Source organism: Pseudomonas sp. Os17, assembly GCF_001547895.1.
In the GTDB taxonomy this organism is placed as follows: Bacteria; Pseudomonadota; Gammaproteobacteria; order Pseudomonadales; family Pseudomonadaceae; genus Aquipseudomonas.
This window is the reverse complement of record NZ_AP014627.1, coordinates 220,504-237,524: the sequence shown is the minus strand read 5'-3', so window position 1 is coordinate 237,524 and position 17,021 is coordinate 220,504. Positions and strand designations below refer to the sequence as shown.

Here is a 17,021-nt window from a genome sequence, read left to right as displayed (position 1 = left end):
CCCCTCGGTGAACCCCATGTCCAATACCCCTTCCCCCGTGCGCAACGTGCTCTACATCATGTGCGACCAGCTGCGCCGGGATTACCTCTCGTGCTACGGCCACCCACACCTGCACACCCCGAACATCGATCGCCTGGCCGCTGCCGGGGTGCGCTTCAGCCGCGCCTACACCCAGGGCACCATCTGCGGCCCGTCGCGCATGTCGGCCTACACCGGGCGCTATGTCAGCAGCCATCAGGTGGCCTGGAACGCCGTGCCCCTGCCCCTGGAAGAGTTGACCCTGGGCGACTACCTGCGGCCCCACGGCATCCGCACCGCGCTGGTGGGCAAGACCCACGCCACGCCCAACCTCGACGCCTTGCAGCGCCTGGCCATCGACCCCGACAGCCCCCAGGCCGAGGCGCTCAACGAGGTCGGCTTCGAGCCCTACTTGCGCCACGACGGCATCTACCCCGACGACCCGATCTTCGACGACAAGCGCGATGCCGCGCCCTACACCCATTACCTGCGCAACCTCGGCTACGACGGGCTCAACCCCTGGCACGACTGGGCCAACGCCGGGGCCGGCGAACAGGGGCAGATCCTCAGCGGCTGGAAAATGCGCAACGCTCACCTGCCGGCCCGGGTCGCCGAAGCCCATTCGGAAACCGTCTACACCACCGACCGCGCCATCGACTTCATCGGCGAACAGGGCGAGCAGCCCTGGTGCCTGCACCTGTCCTACATCAAGCCGCACTGGCCCTACATCGCGCCGGCCCCGTACCACGCCCTGTATGGCCCCGGGCAGATCATTCCGGCGGTGCGCGCCGCGCCCGGGCAGCTCAGCGACCACCCGGTCTACGCCGCCTTCCGCCAGCATGAAGAGAGCCTGAACTTTTCCCGGGATGAAGTGCGCCTGAACGTGGTGCCCACTTACATGGGCCTGATCAAGCAGGTGGACGACCAGTTGGGCCGGCTGTTGGATGTCCTGCAGAGCAATGGCCGCTGGGACGACACCCTGATCGTCTTCACCAGCGACCACGGCGACTTCCTCGGCGACCACTACCTGGGGGAAAAGGAGTTCCTGCTGGAACCAGCGGTGGGCGTGCCACTGATCGTCCGTGACCCGCGGGCAGCGGCGGATATCACCCGTGGCACGGTGGATGAGCGCTTGGTGGAAACCATCGACGCCCTGCCAACCTTCCTCGACGCCCTGGGCCTGCCGGGGGCCGAACACCGACTGGAAGGCCGCTCGCTGATCCCGCTGCTGCACGGCGTGACACCGGACTGGCGCCGCTACGCCATCAGCGAATACGACTACGCCTTCCAGGCCCCGGCCCGGGAGCGCCTGGGCCAGCCCATCGACCGTTGCCGCATGACCATGGTGCGCAGCGAACGCTGGAAGTACCTGGCCTATGACGGCTTCCGCCCGCAGCTGTTCGACCTGCACAACGATCCCCAGGAATTGCATGACCTGGGGGCCGACCCGGCCTACGCCGCGGTGCGTGAAGAACACCTGGGGTACTTGCTGGAATGGCTGCGCGGCCTGAAACGCCGCACCACCATCAGCCATGAAGAGATCGATCTGCGTGGCCAGCGTTTTCGCTACGGCGAACCGGAAAGCGAAAAGCTGGTGCAGATCGGCGTGTGGTAACCCCCGGCAACCTTCCATCCCGTAGGAGCCGGCTTGCCGGCGAAGAGGCCCTTGAGCCTTGCAGCGCCCTCAGGGGCGCTTTCGCTGGCAAGCCAGCTCCTACAGTGGGCAGGTCCATCGCGTGAATTCTCGTAGAAACCGGCTTGCCGGCGAAGAGGCCCTTGAGCCTTGCAGCGCTCTCAGGGGCGCTTTCGCTGGCAAGCCAGCTCCTACAGTGGGCAGGTCCATCGCGTGAATTCTCGTAGGAGCCGGCTTGCCGGCGAAGAGGCCCTTGAGCCTTGCAGCGCTCTCAGGGGCGCCTTCGCTGGCAAGCCAGCTCCTACAGTGGGCAGGTGCATCGGGTAAATGCCCGTAGGGGCTTGAGGGGTGGGTCAGAGGCCTTTGATGGTCTGGCTGCGCTGGCCGTGGACACCCACCGGGACGTCGCCCTTGAGGGTCACGCGGCGCACGATGCGGTCCTGGGTGCCGTAGTCGTCCACGGCGTAATGCTGGGTCGAGCGGTTGTCCCAGATCGCCACGTCACCGGCGCTCCAGCGCCAGCGCACGGTGTTTTCCAGGCGGGTCACGTGGCTTTGCAGCAGGTTGAACAAGTGCGCCGAATCGGCTTGGGAATAGCCCTTGATGCGCTTGACGAAGTGCCCCAGCACCAGGCTCTTTTCGCCGCTTTCGGGGTGCACACGGACGATCGGGTGTTCCGTCTCGAATACGGTGGAGGTGAACACTTTACGGTAGCGCTCCAGCTTCTCCGCCGAGACGTCGGGCTTGGCCCCGGCGTAGTCGTATTCGTTGCTGTGCACCGCCCAGAGTTTGTCCGCCAGCTCTCGCAGTTCCGCCGGGAGTTCGTTGTAGGCGGTGGCGGTGTTGGCCCACACCGTGTCGCCGCCTGCGGCCGGGGCCACCACCGAGCGCAGGATCGAGGCTTTCGGGTAAGCGTCGACGAAGGTCACGTCGGTGTGCCAGGAGTTGGCCCGCTGGCCCTCGGCGCCGTCCAGCTCCAGCAGGTAACGGGTGCCGTCGCGCACCGGCACGGTGGGGTGGGCCACCGGCTCGCCCAACAGGTGGGAGAAGGCTTCCTGGCTCTGGTCGTCGAGGTGGGTCTGGCCACGGAAGAAGATCACCTTGTACTGCACCAGCGCCTGCTGGATGGCGTCCACGGTGGCGGCATCAAGGTCGCCGGACAGTTGCACGCCACGGATCTCGGCGCCGATGCGACCGGCCACCGGGTGGATCTCAAGGGCATCAACAGCGGGTTTAACGGCTAAGGCGGCATTGCTCATCAGGTACACCCTCATCGACTGCTTACGGTTGGAACCGCCGCGAAACAACGCTCTATCTATATTCAATTTAGATCTAATAGATAACTACATGCTTCGTTGACGGAATAAGAGCTTGCATTTAAAACCTCAGCCTCACTCGTCGCAAATGCCTTCGAGCTATTTTTCGGATGCCGGGAAAGCATATGGATCTTCGCCAATTGCGTTACTTCATCGCCCTCAATGAACACCGCAGTTTTGTCCGCGCCGCCGACGCCATGGGCATCACCCAGCCGGCTTTCAGCCGCAGTATCCAGGGCCTGGAACAGGAGTTCGGCTGCGTGCTGGTGGACCGAGGCAACAAGGACCTGCGCCCCACCCCGGAAGGCCAGGTGGTGCTGCAGCACGCCTTGAGCCTGGTGCAGGGCGCGGCCTTGCTCAGCAGCGAAGTAACCCAGATGACCAAGCTCGACGCCGGTGAGGTGCGCTTCGGCTGCGGCCCGGCGCCGGCGGTGAAGCTGGTGCCCGACGCGGTGGCGCAGTTCAGCAGCGCCCACCCCAAGGTGCGCACCTGCTTTGCCGTGGATAACTGGGAGAAACTCAGCCGCAGCCTGAACCGCGAAGAGATCGAGTTCTTCATCGCCGACATCCGCCATTTCGAAGCCGATCCGAACTACCAGACCCAGGCGCTGACGCCCAAGCGCGGGGTGTTCTTCTGCCGCCCCGGGCACCCGCTGTTGGCCAAGGAAAGCCTGTCCACCAACGACATGTTCGACTACCCCCTGGCCACCACCCTGATTCCCCCGGGGATCCGCAAGCTTTTGGCCAACCTCAGCGGACGCATCGACTTTTCACCGACCATCGAGACTGAACACTTTCCAGCGCTGGTGAAGATCGTCCGCCAGTCCAATGCCATTGGCGTGGGCACCGCCGAGGCCTTCGCCGAAGACATCGAGCAGGGGTCGCTGGCGCTGCTGCACTGGCGCAACCTGCCGCAGAACATCGACAGCCTGAACGCCCGCTGCGGCATCGTCAGCCGCAGCGGTTTTCGCCTGTCGCCAGCGGCGCGCAAGTTGATCGAAGTGCTGGTGGCGGTCGACCAGCAAAGCCACGGCATCGCCGTCTAACCCTGTAGCCGCTGCCGCAGGCTGCGAACGACGACGCAGTCGGCGCAAGACGGCACCCGGTTCTTCCAGATAAACCGCGTTGCCGGCCACAGCGGCCCCTACGGTGCCGGGCGCAGCCTGCGGCAGCGGCTACAGGGAGGAGGTTAGAGGCCGGCGGCGGCGAGTTGCGGGGCGACCCAGGCCTCTACCTTGAACGGCTTGCGGATCAAGCGTTCCTTGGCCGCCAGGTCCACCGAGTCCTGCAGTTTGCCGAGGAACACCGGGTCCAGGGTCGAGGGGAAGATTTCACTCAGGCGCTGGTCCTTGAGGTCTTCCTGCAGGATCACCGGCGGGTAGCTGGCCAGGCCCGACACCAGTTGGATGTAGGCGTCCTTGTTGCTGTCCTGGGTCAGCCACTCTACGGCCTGCTGCTGGGCCTTGAGCAGTTTTTCCACGGCCTCGGGGTGCTCGTCGACAAACTTGCCGGCGCCCACCAGCACGCTCTGCACGCTGCCGGCGCCGCCCAAGTCCTTGGTGCTCAGGGGCAGTTCGGCCAGTCCCTTGCTGCGCAGGGCCGAGAGCCCGGTGCTGCCCCAGGAGGCGTCGATCTGCTTGGCCGCCAGGGCCGCCACCGCCGCGTTGAAGTCGAGGTTGACCACTTTCAGGTCCTTCTCGCTCAGGCCCCGGCTGGCCAGGGCCGCGTCGAACGACAGCTGGGTGGCGGTGCCCCGGAACACCGCCACGCGCTTGCCCTTGAGGTCTTCCAGGGTCTTGATCCCCGAGCCCGGCACCACCCCCAGGTAATGCTTGACCCCACGGGCCGAGGCGCTGAGCAAACGCGTATCCAGGCCGTTGGACTTGCCGATGATGGCCGCCAGGTCGCCGAGATAGGCCAGGTCCACCTGGCCGTTGGCGAAGGCTTCGTTGATCACCGGCCCGGCGCCCTTGAAGAAATTCCACTGGATCTGGATGCCCTGGTCGGCAAAGGCCTTTTCGAAGATCTGTTGCTGACGCAGCACGTCCACCACCCCGCCGCCACTGTGCTGGGTGCCGGCGCTGAGGTCGGGCACGGCGATGCGGATTTCCTTGAGTTCGGCGGCCTGGGCCAGCAGCGGCAGGCAACCCAGGAGCCCCGCCAGGGCCGGCGCGGCGAACAGGCTGATGACGCGTTTGAAGGGAAGGTTCATGGGTGCGGCTCCTGATGGCAAAGGCTGTGAGGAGCAGAAGGTAGGCACGGAATCGATCAACCTTTAAATACTATAAATTCACATTTTAATAACCATATTGAATAACCCAGCAGCCACGGGCGCCTCCGGGGACATGCATGAAATGCATGAAAAATATTCTTCAAATGCATTGGATGCGTGTCGGCCAACCAGCCTTAAATGGCTTCTCTTATCTCTTAATAGAATCGATAAGAATTTTAATAGACCACAAACGCATATCACGTAGGCGCCGGCTTGCCGGCGAACAGGCCCGCCAGCCCCGCATCGCCGGCAAGCGCCGATGCGCTGGCAAGCCTGCTCCTACAGCGTCGACCCATGCCATGCAGAACCCGACGACGGAGGTCATCCATGGCCCGTGTTTCCCTGCTCAGCCTGCCCCTGGCGGCACCGTCCACCGGACGCCCGGGCTGGCCCGCAATCCATCAGCGCCTGCTGCCCTGGCTGCTGCCCCTGAGCCTGTTCGTCCTGTGGTGGCTGGCCAGCCGCAACCTGTGGATGAGCGAACAGATCCTGCCGGCCCCTGCGCTGGTCTGGAGCAGCGCCCTGGAGCTGGGCCGCGGTGAGCTGTGGAGCCATCTGGCGATCAGCCTGCAACGGCTGTTCTGGGGCTTGCTGGCGGGCATCGCCGCCGGCGCCCTGCTGGGGGGTGCCCTGGGTTTCAGCCGGCGCCTGGAGCGTCTGGTGTACCCCTCCTTCGGCGCCCTGGCGCAAATTCCGACCCTGGCCTGGATTCCCTTGTTCATGGTGTTTTTCGGCATCGGCGAAGTGCTCAAGCTGGTGGTGCTGGTCAAGGCCGTGGTGGTGCCGGTGACCCTGCACACCCTGGTGGGCGTGCGCGACGCCCAGCCCCGGCTGCGGGAAGCCGCCGCGGTGCTGCGCCTGCCTCCGGCGCTGTTGGTGCGCCGCCTGGTGCTGCCCGCCGCGCTGCCGGCCTTCATGGCCGGGGTGCGCCTGGCCCTGGCCACCGGCTGGACCTCGCTGCTGGCGGTGGAACTGCTGGCCTCCAGCGAAGGCATCGGCTACCTGATGGTCTGGGCGCGCCAGCTGTTCATGCTGGACATCGTCTTCGTCTGCATCCTGGTGATCGGCGTGCTGGGGGTGTGCATGGACCGCGGCATCGGCTGGCTGGATCGCACCCTGGTGCACTGGCCGCACCCGGCCACCGCCGCCCTGCGCCGCGGTCCGCGCTATCAGGGCTGGCAGCGCCTGCAACCCTGGCTGCTGCCCCTGGCCTTGCTGGGCCTGTGGCAGCTGGCGAGCGCAAGGCAATGGGTGGACGCCAATATTCTGGTGAGCCCGCTGGTGGTACTGGGCACCACCGTCGACGGCCTGCGGGACGGCAGCTTGCTCGGGGGCATGGGGCTGAGCCTGGGACGCGCCCTGGGTGGCCTGGCCCTGGGCGGCGGGCTGGGCCTGGTCCTGGGCTTGCTGCTGGGGCTGTCGCGCCTCGCTGAACGGTTGCTGGGACCGACCCTGGCCGCCATCCGCCAGATCGCCATTTTCGCCTGGGTGCCGCTGCTCACCGCCTGGTTCGGCCTGGGGGAACTGGCCAAATGGGTGTTCGTCGCCCTGGCCGCGTTCTTCCCGTTGTTCATCGCCACCCAGCGCAGCGTCGCCCAGCTCTCGCCGCAACTGGCGGAAGCCGCCCAGGTGCTGCGCCTGAACCTCTGGCAACGGCTGCGCCGACTGGTGCTGCCCGGGGCGGCGCCGGGCATCTTCGCCGGCCTGCGCATCAGCCTGATCTACGCCTGGATGGGCACCATCGGCGCGGAATACTTCATGCCGTCCAACGGCGGCATCGGCAGTCAGATGATCAGCGCCCAGCAACTGCTGCGCATGGACCTGATCATGGCCGGCATGCTCCTGGTGGGCCTGACCGGGGCCCTGCTCAATCGCCTGGGCCAACAACTCGAAACCCGCGCCACCCGCTGGAGACACGCATGAACGCACCCCTGGTCAGTTTCAATCACGTGGGCAAGACCTTCGCCGTCGCCGGTGGCGAGGTGGAGGCGATCCGCGAATTCAACCTGGACATCGCCGAGGGCGAGTTCGTCGCCATCGTCGGTTCCAGCGGCTGCGGCAAGTCCACCCTGCTGCGCTTGCTGATCGGCCTGGACACCGAGTTTCGCGGCGAGATCCGGGTCGACGGCCAGCGGGTCAGCGGCATCGGCAGCGAACGCGGCATCGTGTTTCAGGAGCACCGCCTGTTTCCCTGGCTGACGGTGGCCGAGAACATCGGCCTGGGCCTGGTCAACGAACCCTTGAGCGCCGCCGAGCGCCAGCGGCGGATCGACGACTTCATCGAGCTGGTGGGGCTCAAGGACTTTACCCGGGCCTATCCCCACCAACTGTCCGGCGGCATGGCGCAGCGGGTGGCCATCGCTCGCGGGCTGGTGGCCAGCCCGCGCATCCTGCTGCTGGACGAGCCCTTCGGCGCCCTCGACGCCCTGACCCGCCAGCAGATGCAGGACGAGCTGCTGGCGATCCGCGAGCGGGCAAAAATCACCACGGTACTGGTGACCCACGATGTCGAGGAAGCGATCTTCCTCGCCGACCGGGTGGTGGTGATGGAGCCGCGTCCGGGCCGCATCAAGCGCGTGGTCGAGGTGGCCCTGCCACATCCGCGCCAGCGCAGCGCTTTCGACTTCCACCAACTGCGCGAAGAACTGCTCCACGAACTGACCAGCGATGATCACTACCAGGCGCCGCAGCCGGTGCAGATCCGCGACCTGCCCTTGACCTTCATTGCTTGCTGAACAGGAGTGCCGCGATGCCGCAACGCCCCAACTTTCTGGTGATCCTGGCCGACGACCTGGGCTTCTCCGACCTCGGCGCCTTCGGTGGCGAGATCGCCACGCCGAACCTCGACGCCCTGGCCTTCAACGGCCTGCGCCTGACCGATTTCCACACCGCCCCGACCTGCTCGCCGACCCGCTCCATGCTGCTCACCGGCACCGACCACCACATTGCCGGGATCGGCACCATGGCCGAGGCCCTGACCCCCGAGCTGATCGGCAAGCCGGGCTACGAGGGCTACCTCAACGACCGCGTGGTGGCCCTGCCGGAGCTGCTGCGCGAAGCCGGCTACCAGACCCTGATGAGCGGCAAGTGGCACCTGGGGCTGACCGCCGAACGCGCGCCCCATGCCCGGGGCTTCGAGCGTTCGTTCTCGCTGCTGCCGGGGGCGGCCAACCACTACGGCTTCGAGCCGACCTACGACGAACACACCCCCGGGCTGCTCAAATCCACCCCGGCGCTGTACATCGAGGACGACCGCTTCATCGATGAGCTGCCGGCGGATTTCTATTCCTCCGACGCCTTCGGCGACAAGCTTTTGCAGTACCTGAAGGAGCGCGACCAGAGCCGGCCGTTCTTCGCCTACCTGCCGTTCTCGGCGCCCCACTGGCCGCTGCAGGCCCCCGAGGAAATCGTCGCCAAGTACCGCGGCCGCTATGACGCCGGCCCCGAGGTGCTGCGCCGCGAGCGCCTGGAAAAACTCAAGGCCCTGGGCCTGATCGATGCCGCGATAGAGCCCCATCCGCTGATCAACCTGAACGCCGAGTGGGATGCCCTGAGCGATGAACAGCGGCAGGTTTCGGCGCGGGCCATGGAGGTGTATGCGGCGATGGTCGAGCGCATGGACTGGAACATCGGCCGGGTGGTGGATTACCTGCGCCAGCAGGGCCAGCTGGACAACACCCTGATCCTGTTCATGTCCGACAACGGCGCCGAGGGCGCGCTGCTGGAGGCCTTTCCCAAGTTCGGGCCGGAGCTTTTGACCTACCTCAACCAGCACTACGACAACCGCCTGGAGAACATCGGCCGGGCCAACTCCTACGTCTGGTACGGCCCGGCCTGGGCCCAGGCGGCCACGGCGCCGTCGCGGCTGTTCAAGGCCTTCACCACCCAGGGCGGGATTCGCGTGCCGGCGCTGCTGCATTACCCGCAACTGCCGCTCAAGGGGCAGATCAGCCACGGCTTCGGCACGGTGATGGACATCACCCCGACCCTGCTCGACCTGGCCGGCGTGCGCCACCCCGGCAAGCGCTGGCGCGGGCGCGACGTGGCGCCGCTGCGGGGCAAGTCCTGGCTGGGCTTTCTCTCCGGCGAAACCGCCCAGGTGCATGACCAGCACACGGTGACCGGCTGGGAGCTGTTCGGCCGCCGGGCGATCCGCCAGGGCCAGTGGAAAGCGGTGTACATCCCCGGCCCCGTGGGCCCGGCGACCTGGCAGCTGTACGACCTGAGCCAGGACCCGGGGGAAATTCACGACCTGGCCCAGAGCCAACCGGACAAACTGCGTACCCTGCTGGAGGAATGGCAGCGCTACGTGGATGAAACCGGGGTGATCCTCAGCGAATCGCCGTTTCAGCCGGATTGAGCTTGCAGGCGCTGGCTATGAACCGGACCGTGCAAGAGCGGGCCTGTGTAGGAGCTGGCTCGCCAGCGAAAGCGTCCTCCAGAACAACCACCAGTCTCCAGGGCCCTCTCGCCGGCAAGCCGGCTCCTACGCGGTGCGTTTGGGTTATCGGCAAGTCCGGCATGACAGTGGGGATAAGGTGGCAAGACCGCCGCCTCGCTGCTCAACGGGCGGCGTGCCACAGAACCCGGTATCGATCCTCGGTGAATACACCGGGCTGCGCCATGGCGCTGGCCTCAGCCTCGGGTGATGCGGCAGGCCGGGGTTGTTGGCAGTTCCTTGACCACGACGTAATGCCCCGCCCGGTTTTTCTCGACCCGCAACGGCGAAGCGGCCAGGTAGCTACCGTGCAGGTTCTGGTCGACAAAACAGATGGTGATGCCCTGCTTCCCCTGCTCCATCACCCTGACGCTGTAGACCCAGCTTTGTTCTTCGTCCGTCGCGTTGTAGGTGCCCTCGGCGCCTGCGGCCTTCTCGTAGATCCGATAGGGCGTCTGGCCCAGCGTGGTGCCGTCCGGGTAGTGCCGCGGCCTTAAGGAATTGCGAAAACCGTTCACTTCCAGATGCTTCAAGATACTCAGCGCCAGCGCCTCGTCGCGGCCCTGCGCCACCGGGTCGGCCAGCGACAGACCGCCCACACTCATCAAGGCAACGGCGATCAATCGCCTTACCGCACTGTTCATACTGTCTCCCTGTCGTTGCCCCTTCGCGAATTCCGGGCGTTTCCCGGCGCCGCGTGACCTTGGCTTAACGTCATCGGTCCTTGGATATTTAACCAGAAAGACAGTCCGCCCCCTCAAGCCCGGGCGTTACGCGCAGGTTGCGTCGCCACCTGCTCCACGGGATGAAAGGCGGTTGGCCCGGGGCAAAAGGTGCCGAAATCGTTGAAGCGCACGCCCATCTCGGCCATCACTTTATGCGCCACCGGCGCCGTCAGCTGGCGAATGTAGAAGGGTTCCTTGACCACGAAATGGTGGATGCCGTGGGTGCTGCCGAAGTTGCAGCAGAAGGCCTGCAGCGGCCACATCCACCAGGGGTTGAGCACCTGGGTCTGCTGGATCACGTTGCCCGGTTCGATATCGCCGTAGTAGTGCATGTTGGAGCTGACGAAGTGCAGGCAGAAGGTGCGCAGCACGTTGGGGCCGATGATCACCACCACGGCGATATCAATGCCGTGCATCAGCGCCAGGGTGTCCGGTGACCACTGGATCGGGCTGCCGAGCCACGCGGCGATGCCATTGGCCCCATGAAAACCGAGGAACAGGTACCAGGCGCCCCAGTGCAGCAAGGCCAGGGGCGCGTAGACGGCCAGGGTGCGGCCGAGGATGCGCAGCTTGCGCCTGGCCCCCGGTGCCCGCAGCAGGCGGATGAAGGCCGCCATCATGTTGTCCCCGACCATCAGCAGGCGGGCGATGCCCCAGGGTTCGCCGTTGGTGATGGCGCGCTCTTCGATATCGCTCTCGCTGCCGGACACCTTGTGGTGATTGAGGTGCAGATGACGCCGCACCCAGGGGTTGATGGTGCTCGGCCGCGCCAGCCAGACCAGCGCCAGCATCAGGTTGTGGGGCAGGCGCTGCTTGCGAAAGTACATGCTGTGGATCAGGTCGTGTTCCAGCTCGTGGGTCAGGGACGCGAAGAACGCGTTGAGCAGCAGGCACGCCCACCAGGCCAGGTAGCCACCGACATAGAGCGCCGCTGACCCCAGCATCCCGGACAGGGCGACTAGCAAAATCCCCGCGCCCAGGGCGTCCTGGTGCCGCAGCAAGGGGAAGCGCCGGCGCAGTTCATCGCCCCGGGCCAGGACCACCTGGCGAATGTGCGCCGCTCGCTGTTGTGCGTTCATCCGCTCGGGGCTTGCAGAAATACCCTGCATGATTCCATCCTCTGGTCAGTGATGTGTGCATCCTGCCCCGAGCCCCGGCTCCGGGCGCTAGCCGTAAACGCCAACCTGTTGACCGGACGCGCCAATCGCATGACCGAAGCCACCTCCCTCGCCAGCTGGACCCGCGCCTTGCGCAAGCAACTGGACGCCCTCGACCTCGACAGCGACGCGCTGTGCCGCGAGGCCGGCCTCGACCCGCAATGGATGGACGACCCCAACGCCCGCTACCCGCTGTCGGCCACCACCCGCCTGTGGCATCTGGCGGTGCAGGCCAGCGGCGATCCGGCCATTGGCCTGCGGGTGTCGCGCTTTGTCAGCCCCACCACCTTCCATGCCCTGGGCTACGCCCTGGTGGCCAGCGGCAGCCTGCGAGAAGTGTTCGAACGCATCGTGCGTTATCACCAGGTGGTCAGCGACGCCCTGGAACTGGCCCTGACCCGCGAGCCGGACCGCTACCGCTTCTTCCTCAAGGTGCCCGAAGGCGCGCCGCGGCCGGCCATCGAGGCGATCGACGCCTTTGCCGCGATCTACGTGCGCACCTGCCGCAACCGCCTGGGCCGCGACTACGCGCCGCTGGCCGTACATTTGCGGCGCCCGGCCCCGGCGGACCCGAGCCAGTGGCACAAGGTGTTCCGCTGCCCGGTGCACTTTGCCGCGGCCGACGATTGCCTGGAATTCGGCCTGCACGATTTCGACAGCCACCTGGACGACGCCAACCCGGAACTGGCCGAACACAACGAAGCGGTGCTCAAGCGCACCCTGCTGCAACTGCGGCCCCTGACCTGGGAGCGCAAGGTGCGCGGGGTGATCGAAGCCCAATTGCCGGAAGGCGAGCCCTCCGCGGAACGGGTGGCCCAGGCCCTGCACCTGAGTTTGCGCAGCCTGCAACGGCACCTGGCGGATGAAGGCACGCGCTTCGACACCCTGCTCAACGAATGCCGGGAGAACCTCGCCCTGCTGCACCTGCGGGACCTGGAATGCTCCCTGAGCGAGATCAGCTACCTGCTGGGTTTTGCCGATGCCAGCAGCTTCAGCCGGGCCTTCAAACGCTGGACCGGGATGACCCCGGGGCAGTTTCGCGACGGTTTGCGCTGAGCCCCTGCAGCCTTGTAGCCGCTGCTGAGCCTGCGAAGCTGCGAACGAGCGCAACGCGGGCGCAAATACTGCAGACCGCTGAAGGCCTGGCGGCCTTGTCGCAGCCTCGCAGGCTCGGCAGCGGCTACAGGAGGGGGAAGCCCAGTTCGAATACCGTGCCTCGGTCATCGCTCGCCACCTGCACCTGACCGCCATGCAGCAGCATGATCGAGCGCACGATGGCCAGCCCCAGGCCGCCGGAATCCCCCGGTTCGGCGCGAGAGGGGTCGACCCGGTAGAAGCGGTCGAACAATCGGGGCAGGTGTTCAGGGGCAATCGCCGGACCCTGGTTGTGCACCTGCAGCCAGCACCAGCCCGCTTCGTCACGGCGCCGCAGGCGGATCAGCGAACCCGCGTCGGCGTGGCGCACGGCGTTGGCCAGGAGGTTGCCCAGGGCCCGTTGCAGCAGTTGCTGGTCGGCCTGCAGCTCACCGAAAAAGCCGTTTTCCAGACGGATCTGCCGGTCATCGGCCAGGGCCTCGAAGTAGTCGCACAACTGCGCGCCGACGCCCGAGAGTGACAGCAGCTGGCGGTCCAGCGCCGCATCGGCCTGTTCGGCCCGGGCCAGGAACAGCAGGTTCTCGGCCATGCGTCCCAGGCGCTCGAACTCCTCCATGTTGGAGGCCAGCACTTCCTGGTACTCCGCGGCGCTGCGCGGCTGGTTCAGGGCCAGGCCGTTGCTGCCCAGGAGGTTGTGCAACGGCGTGCGGATTTCATGGGCCAGGTCGGCGGAGAACTGCGACAAGCGCTGAAAGCTCTCTTCCAGGCGCGCCAGCATGGCGTTCAAGGCTTGCACCGGCTCGTGGAATTCGGCGGGAATGCCGGTGGTGTGCAGGCGCCGGTCGAGGCTGCGCAGATCGATCTCGCGCACCGACTCGCTGAGCTGGCGCAGGGGCTGCAAGCCCCGGCGTAACAACAGCAGGCCCAGGGCGAAGGCCAGCAAGGCCCCCAGGCCTACCGCCAGGTACAGGCGCAGGCGATAGCTGGCGAGCATCTGCTCGCGCTCGCTGAGGATCTTTCCGGCAATCACCGTCAGGACCTCGCCCTTGGGGCCGCTGGCCTGCCCCGCCAGCAGCGCCACCGGGACGTGGTCGCTGCCCGGCCAGAGCCGGATGTCGCCGCGTTGCGGGCGCCGCTCCTGGGCGATCGGCAGCAGCTCGGGCAAGCGCTGTTGCCGCGGGTTGATGCCGATCACCGTCGAGCCATCGGCCCGCAGCACCAGCAGCAGGCTGTCCTGGTTGCCCAGCATGTTCTGGTACAGCCGGGGCCGGGCTTGCAGGGCGTCCAGGCTGTCGCTGTCCTGGAGCAGGGCCCGCACCTGCTCCAGGCGCCCGAGCAGGGCGAGGTCGTCGCGGTAGGCGATTTCCCCGGCCAGGGAGCGGTAGAGAAACACCCCAATCACGCTGAGCACCAGGGCGCAGACCGCGGCAAAGGCCAGGGCCAGCCGCCAGGCGATGGAACTAGAGCGTTTCATCCGGGGCTTCCAGCTGGTAGCCGACGCCACGCACGGTGTGGATCAGCTTGGGCATGTAGGGATCGTCGACCTTGGCCCGCAACCGGCGCACCGCCACTTCCACCATGTTGGTGTCGCTGTCGAAATTCAGGTTCCACACCTGGGAAGCAATCAGGGTCCGCGACAGCACTTCGCCCTGGCGGCTGGCCAACAGGTGCAGCAGGGCGAACTCCTTGTTGGTCAGGGCGATGCGCTGGCCACCGCGGCTGACCCGACGGCGCAGCACGTCGATCTCAAGGTCGGCGATGCTGAAGGACTCGGCCTCGCGCAGCGGCCCACGGCGCAGCAGGGTGCGCACCCGGGCCAGCAGTTCGGCGAAGGCGAAGGGCTTGAGCAGGTAGTCGTCGGCACCCAGTTCCAGGCCGCGCACCCGGTCTTCGATGGCGTCCTTGGCGGTGAGGAACAGCACCGGGGTGGCGCCGCGCTGGCGGATCAGTTGCAGCAACTGCCAACCATTGAGGCCCGGGAGCATCACGTCGAGGATGATCAGGTCGTATTCCTGCTGCTCGATGAAATAGCGCCCGTCCAGGCCGTTCAGGGCCACGTCCACGGCGAATCCGGACTCTCCCAGGCCCTTGGCAAGGAAATTCGCGGTCTTGGCTTCGTCTTCAACTACCAGCAAACGCATGGCGCACCTCGGAAATGATCGGCACAGGCTAGGCGCCCGGCGCGCGCTTGCCCATTACAAACTTGTAATCCAACTGACGAGGTTCTGACGAGGACCGCTGGCTAAGGTGGCGGCCTGTCTTTGCGGAGCCTTCCCCATGATGTGCAAAACCCTTCTTCTAAGTCTTGGCCTGGGCCTTGCCGGCAGCGCCCTGGCGGCCCCGGACCTGCCCCGTCACGCCGAGCTGGACCTGGCCACCGCCCGTCAGTTGGCCGACGCCAGCCTGGCCCAGTGCACGGCCGTGGTGTCGGTGCTGGACCGTGGCGGCAACCTGCTGGTGACCTTGCGCAGTGATGGCGTCGGCCCGCACAACACCGTCGCCAGCCAGCGCAAGGCCTATACCGCGCTGTCCACCAAGACCCCGAGCCGGCTGTTCGCCGAACGGGCGCGCAATAACCCCGAGGCGGCCAATCTCAACACCTTGCCGGAGCTGCTGTTGCTCGGCGGCGGCATTCCATTGTTTGCCGATAACCAGCTGGTGGGCGCGATGGGTATTGCCGGTGCGGGCGGCGCGGCGCAGGACGAGGCGTGCGCGTTACAGGCGGCACAGCGGGTGGGGTTGGCGGCCGAGGCCGGACATCAGTGAACGGGAGAGCCGCGCCCGCGTTGCGCTAATGCGCAGCCTCGCGGGCTCGGCAGCGGCTACAGAGTCTGTTGTTTGTTCAATCGAGAAAGGAGTGAGACATGAACGTTTTGCGTAATGGCCTGGCCGCTATCGGCTTCTGCGGCCTGTCGAGCCTGGCCCTGGCGGCGGGCAATCCCTTGAGCGTGCACGTGCTGAACCTGGAAAACGGTTTGCCCTCGCCGGGGGTCAAGGTGACCCTGGAGCAGCATGTGGGCCAGGACTGGAAAGCCTTGTCCAGCGGCGTCACCAACGAACAGGGGCGGATCAGCGAGCTGTTTCCCGCGGGCCAGGCGCTGACGGCGGGTGAATACCGGGTAGTGTTCAAGACCGGCGAATACTTCAAGCAGGCCAAGCGCGACACCTTCTTCCCCGAGATCCCGGTGATCTTCGAGGTCAAGCAGACCGAGCAGCATTACCACATTCCGTTGCTGCTCAGCCCTTATGGGTTCTCGACCTATCGTGGTTCGTAGAAGCGGACTGCTGGCGAGGGCGGTCTTGAGGGCCTCTTCGCTGGCAAGCCAGCTCCTACGGTCGGCAGAGAAATCGCGCGGGATTTTGTAGGAGCCGGCTTGCCGGCGAAAGCGGTCTTGAGGGCCTCTTCGCTGGCAAGCCAGCTCCTACGGTCGGCAGAGAAATCGCGCGGGACTTTGTAGGAGCCGGCTTGCCGGCGAAAGCGGTCTTGAGGGCCTCTTCGCTGGCAAGCCAGCTCCTACGGTCGGCAGAGAAATCGCGCGGGACTTTGTAGGAGCCGGCTTGCCGGCGAAAGCGGTCTTGAGGGCCCTTCGCTGGCAAGCCAGCTCCTACGGTCGGCAGAGAAATCGCGCGGGATTTTGTAGGCGCCGGCTTGCCGGCGAAAGCGGTCTTGCGGGCCCCTACGCGGGGCCGGCGAGGGCGCGCAGGCGGTCGGTGTCGAGGATTTCGATCTCGCCGTAGCTCAGGCGCAGGATGCCCTGGCTCTGCAGGTCCTTGAGGATCTGGTTGGTGGTCTGGCGCGAGAGCGAGAGCATCAGTGCCAGTTGCTCCTGGGGCAGTTGCAGCAGGTTGCGGCGCTGGGTCACTTCGCCGTAGCCGGCAGCGATCGCCAGCAGGCGGCTGGCCACACGGGCCGGCGCCGGCATCAGGCTCAGCTGCTCCAGGTTGATAAAGGCCAGGCGCAGTTTGTGGCTCATCAACAGGGCAAACTGACGCCAGTACTGCGGCTGTTGCTCCAGCAGTTGCAACAAGCTCGACTGCGGCACCTGGAGCAAGGTGCAGGCACCCTCAGCGTAGGCATCGTGGGTGCGCGGCTGGCCGTCGAACAGGCAGATCTCGCCGAACCAGTGGGGCGCCTGCATCAGGCTGAGCAAGGCTTCCTTGCCCTGTTCGCTGACCGCGCCCACCCGCACCGTTCCTTCCAGCACCGCATACAAACCGCAGGGTGGATCACCCCGCAGGAACAGGCATTGCCCCGGCGCCAATCGGCGCAGGCGGGCACCGGCGAGCAAACTATTCTGTAAGGAATCCGGCAGGTGGCTGAACCACTGGCCGGTCATCAGGCATTCACGCCACTGCTGCATGTCCAT

The 17,021-nt window shown here is 66.2% G+C and carries 15 protein-coding genes; 8 read left to right on the top strand and 7 right to left on the bottom strand.

Annotated elements, in window-relative coordinates; all coding sequences use genetic code 11:
• Positions 1 to 16 precede the first annotated feature (16 nt).
• Positions 17 to 1,633 carry an alkaline phosphatase family protein gene (locus tag POS17_RS01080; protein ID WP_060836982.1) on the top strand — a complete coding sequence of 539 codons (1,617 nt, stop codon included), beginning with the start codon at positions 17 to 19 and terminating at the stop codon, positions 1,631 to 1,633.
• Between the two features lie 371 nt (positions 1,634 to 2,004).
• Here the strand turns inward: POS17_RS01080 and POS17_RS01075 are convergent, their stop codons facing one another.
• The gene (locus POS17_RS01075) at positions 2,005 to 2,910 is read right to left on the bottom strand and encodes a TauD/TfdA dioxygenase family protein (protein WP_060841860.1); all 906 of its coding nucleotides are present in this window, start codon (positions 2,908 to 2,910) and stop codon (positions 2,005 to 2,007) included.
• Between the two features lie 182 nt (positions 2,911 to 3,092).
• Here POS17_RS01075 and POS17_RS01070 point away from each other — a divergent pair, with 182 nt between their 5' ends.
• The gene (locus POS17_RS01070; RefSeq protein ID WP_060836981.1) at positions 3,093 to 4,013 is read left to right on the top strand and encodes a LysR family transcriptional regulator; all 921 of its coding nucleotides are present in this window, start codon (positions 3,093 to 3,095) and stop codon (positions 4,011 to 4,013) included.
• A gap of 143 nt (positions 4,014 to 4,156) precedes the next feature.
• On the opposite strand, the gene POS17_RS01065 is transcribed toward POS17_RS01070, so the two are convergent.
• The gene (locus tag POS17_RS01065) at positions 4,157 to 5,179 is read right to left on the bottom strand and encodes an ABC transporter substrate-binding protein (RefSeq protein ID WP_060836980.1); all 1,023 of its coding nucleotides are present in this window, start codon (positions 5,177 to 5,179) and stop codon (positions 4,157 to 4,159) included.
• A gap of 387 nt (positions 5,180 to 5,566) precedes the next feature.
• Here POS17_RS01065 and POS17_RS01060 point away from each other — a divergent pair, with 387 nt between their 5' ends.
• From POS17_RS01060 to POS17_RS01050, 3 genes are read left to right on the top strand one after another with little or no spacing between them, the layout of a single operon-like run.
• On the top strand, positions 5,567 to 7,162 hold the full coding sequence (locus POS17_RS01060) for an ABC transporter permease (protein WP_060836979.1): 1,596 nt from the start codon (positions 5,567 to 5,569) through the stop codon (positions 7,160 to 7,162).
• Positions 7,159 to 7,974: an ABC transporter ATP-binding protein gene (locus tag POS17_RS01055; RefSeq protein WP_060836978.1), complete on the top strand. Its 816-nt coding sequence runs from the start codon at positions 7,159 to 7,161 to the stop codon at positions 7,972 to 7,974. Before POS17_RS01060 ends, POS17_RS01055 begins: the two co-directional genes overlap by 4 nt.
• 14 nt (positions 7,975 to 7,988) lie before the next feature.
• Positions 7,989 to 9,599 (top strand): arylsulfatase, encoded by a 1,611-nt coding sequence (locus tag POS17_RS01050; protein WP_060836977.1) that lies wholly within the window; start codon positions 7,989 to 7,991, stop codon positions 9,597 to 9,599.
• Positions 9,600 to 9,874: 275 nt separating this feature from the next.
• On the opposite strand, the gene POS17_RS01045 is transcribed toward POS17_RS01050, so the two are convergent.
• Both POS17_RS01045 and POS17_RS01040 read right to left on the bottom strand, forming a co-directional pair.
• Complete coding sequence (locus POS17_RS01045) at positions 9,875 to 10,321, bottom strand: pesticin immunity protein (protein ID WP_082729807.1); 447 nt, start codon at positions 10,319 to 10,321, stop codon at positions 9,875 to 9,877.
• A 113-nt stretch (positions 10,322 to 10,434) separates the two neighbouring features.
• Positions 10,435 to 11,511 carry a fatty acid desaturase gene (locus POS17_RS01040; RefSeq protein ID WP_060836976.1) on the bottom strand — a complete coding sequence of 359 codons (1,077 nt, stop codon included), beginning with the start codon at positions 11,509 to 11,511 and terminating at the stop codon, positions 10,435 to 10,437.
• Between the two features lie 99 nt (positions 11,512 to 11,610).
• Here POS17_RS01040 and POS17_RS01035 point away from each other — a divergent pair, with 99 nt between their 5' ends.
• Positions 11,611 to 12,615 (top strand): AraC family transcriptional regulator, encoded by a 1,005-nt coding sequence (locus POS17_RS01035; protein ID WP_060836975.1) that lies wholly within the window; start codon positions 11,611 to 11,613, stop codon positions 12,613 to 12,615.
• A 124-nt stretch (positions 12,616 to 12,739) separates the two neighbouring features.
• Here POS17_RS01035 and POS17_RS01030 read toward each other — a convergent pair whose 3' ends face one another.
• Positions 12,740 to 14,128 (bottom strand): heavy metal sensor histidine kinase, encoded by a 1,389-nt coding sequence (locus POS17_RS01030; protein WP_060836974.1) that lies wholly within the window; start codon positions 14,126 to 14,128, stop codon positions 12,740 to 12,742.
• Positions 14,115 to 14,795 carry a heavy metal response regulator transcription factor gene (locus tag POS17_RS01025; RefSeq protein ID WP_060836973.1) on the bottom strand — a complete coding sequence of 227 codons (681 nt, stop codon included), beginning with the start codon at positions 14,793 to 14,795 and terminating at the stop codon, positions 14,115 to 14,117. The genes POS17_RS01030 and POS17_RS01025 overlap by 14 nt, the downstream gene beginning before the upstream one ends.
• 136 nt (positions 14,796 to 14,931) lie before the next feature.
• On the opposite strand from POS17_RS01025, the gene POS17_RS01020 reads away from it, so the two are divergent.
• Together POS17_RS01020 and uraH are read left to right on the top strand one after the other, a co-directional pair.
• The gene (locus POS17_RS01020; protein WP_060836972.1) at positions 14,932 to 15,420 is read left to right on the top strand and encodes a GlcG/HbpS family heme-binding protein; all 489 of its coding nucleotides are present in this window, start codon (positions 14,932 to 14,934) and stop codon (positions 15,418 to 15,420) included.
• A gap of 98 nt (positions 15,421 to 15,518) precedes the next feature.
• The gene (gene uraH, locus POS17_RS01015) at positions 15,519 to 15,929 is read left to right on the top strand and encodes a hydroxyisourate hydrolase (RefSeq protein ID WP_060836971.1); all 411 of its coding nucleotides are present in this window, start codon (positions 15,519 to 15,521) and stop codon (positions 15,927 to 15,929) included.
• Between the two features lie 402 nt (positions 15,930 to 16,331).
• Here the strand turns inward: uraH and POS17_RS01010 are convergent, their stop codons facing one another.
• Complete coding sequence (locus tag POS17_RS01010) at positions 16,332 to 17,021, bottom strand: Crp/Fnr family transcriptional regulator (RefSeq protein WP_060836970.1); 690 nt, start codon at positions 17,019 to 17,021, stop codon at positions 16,332 to 16,334.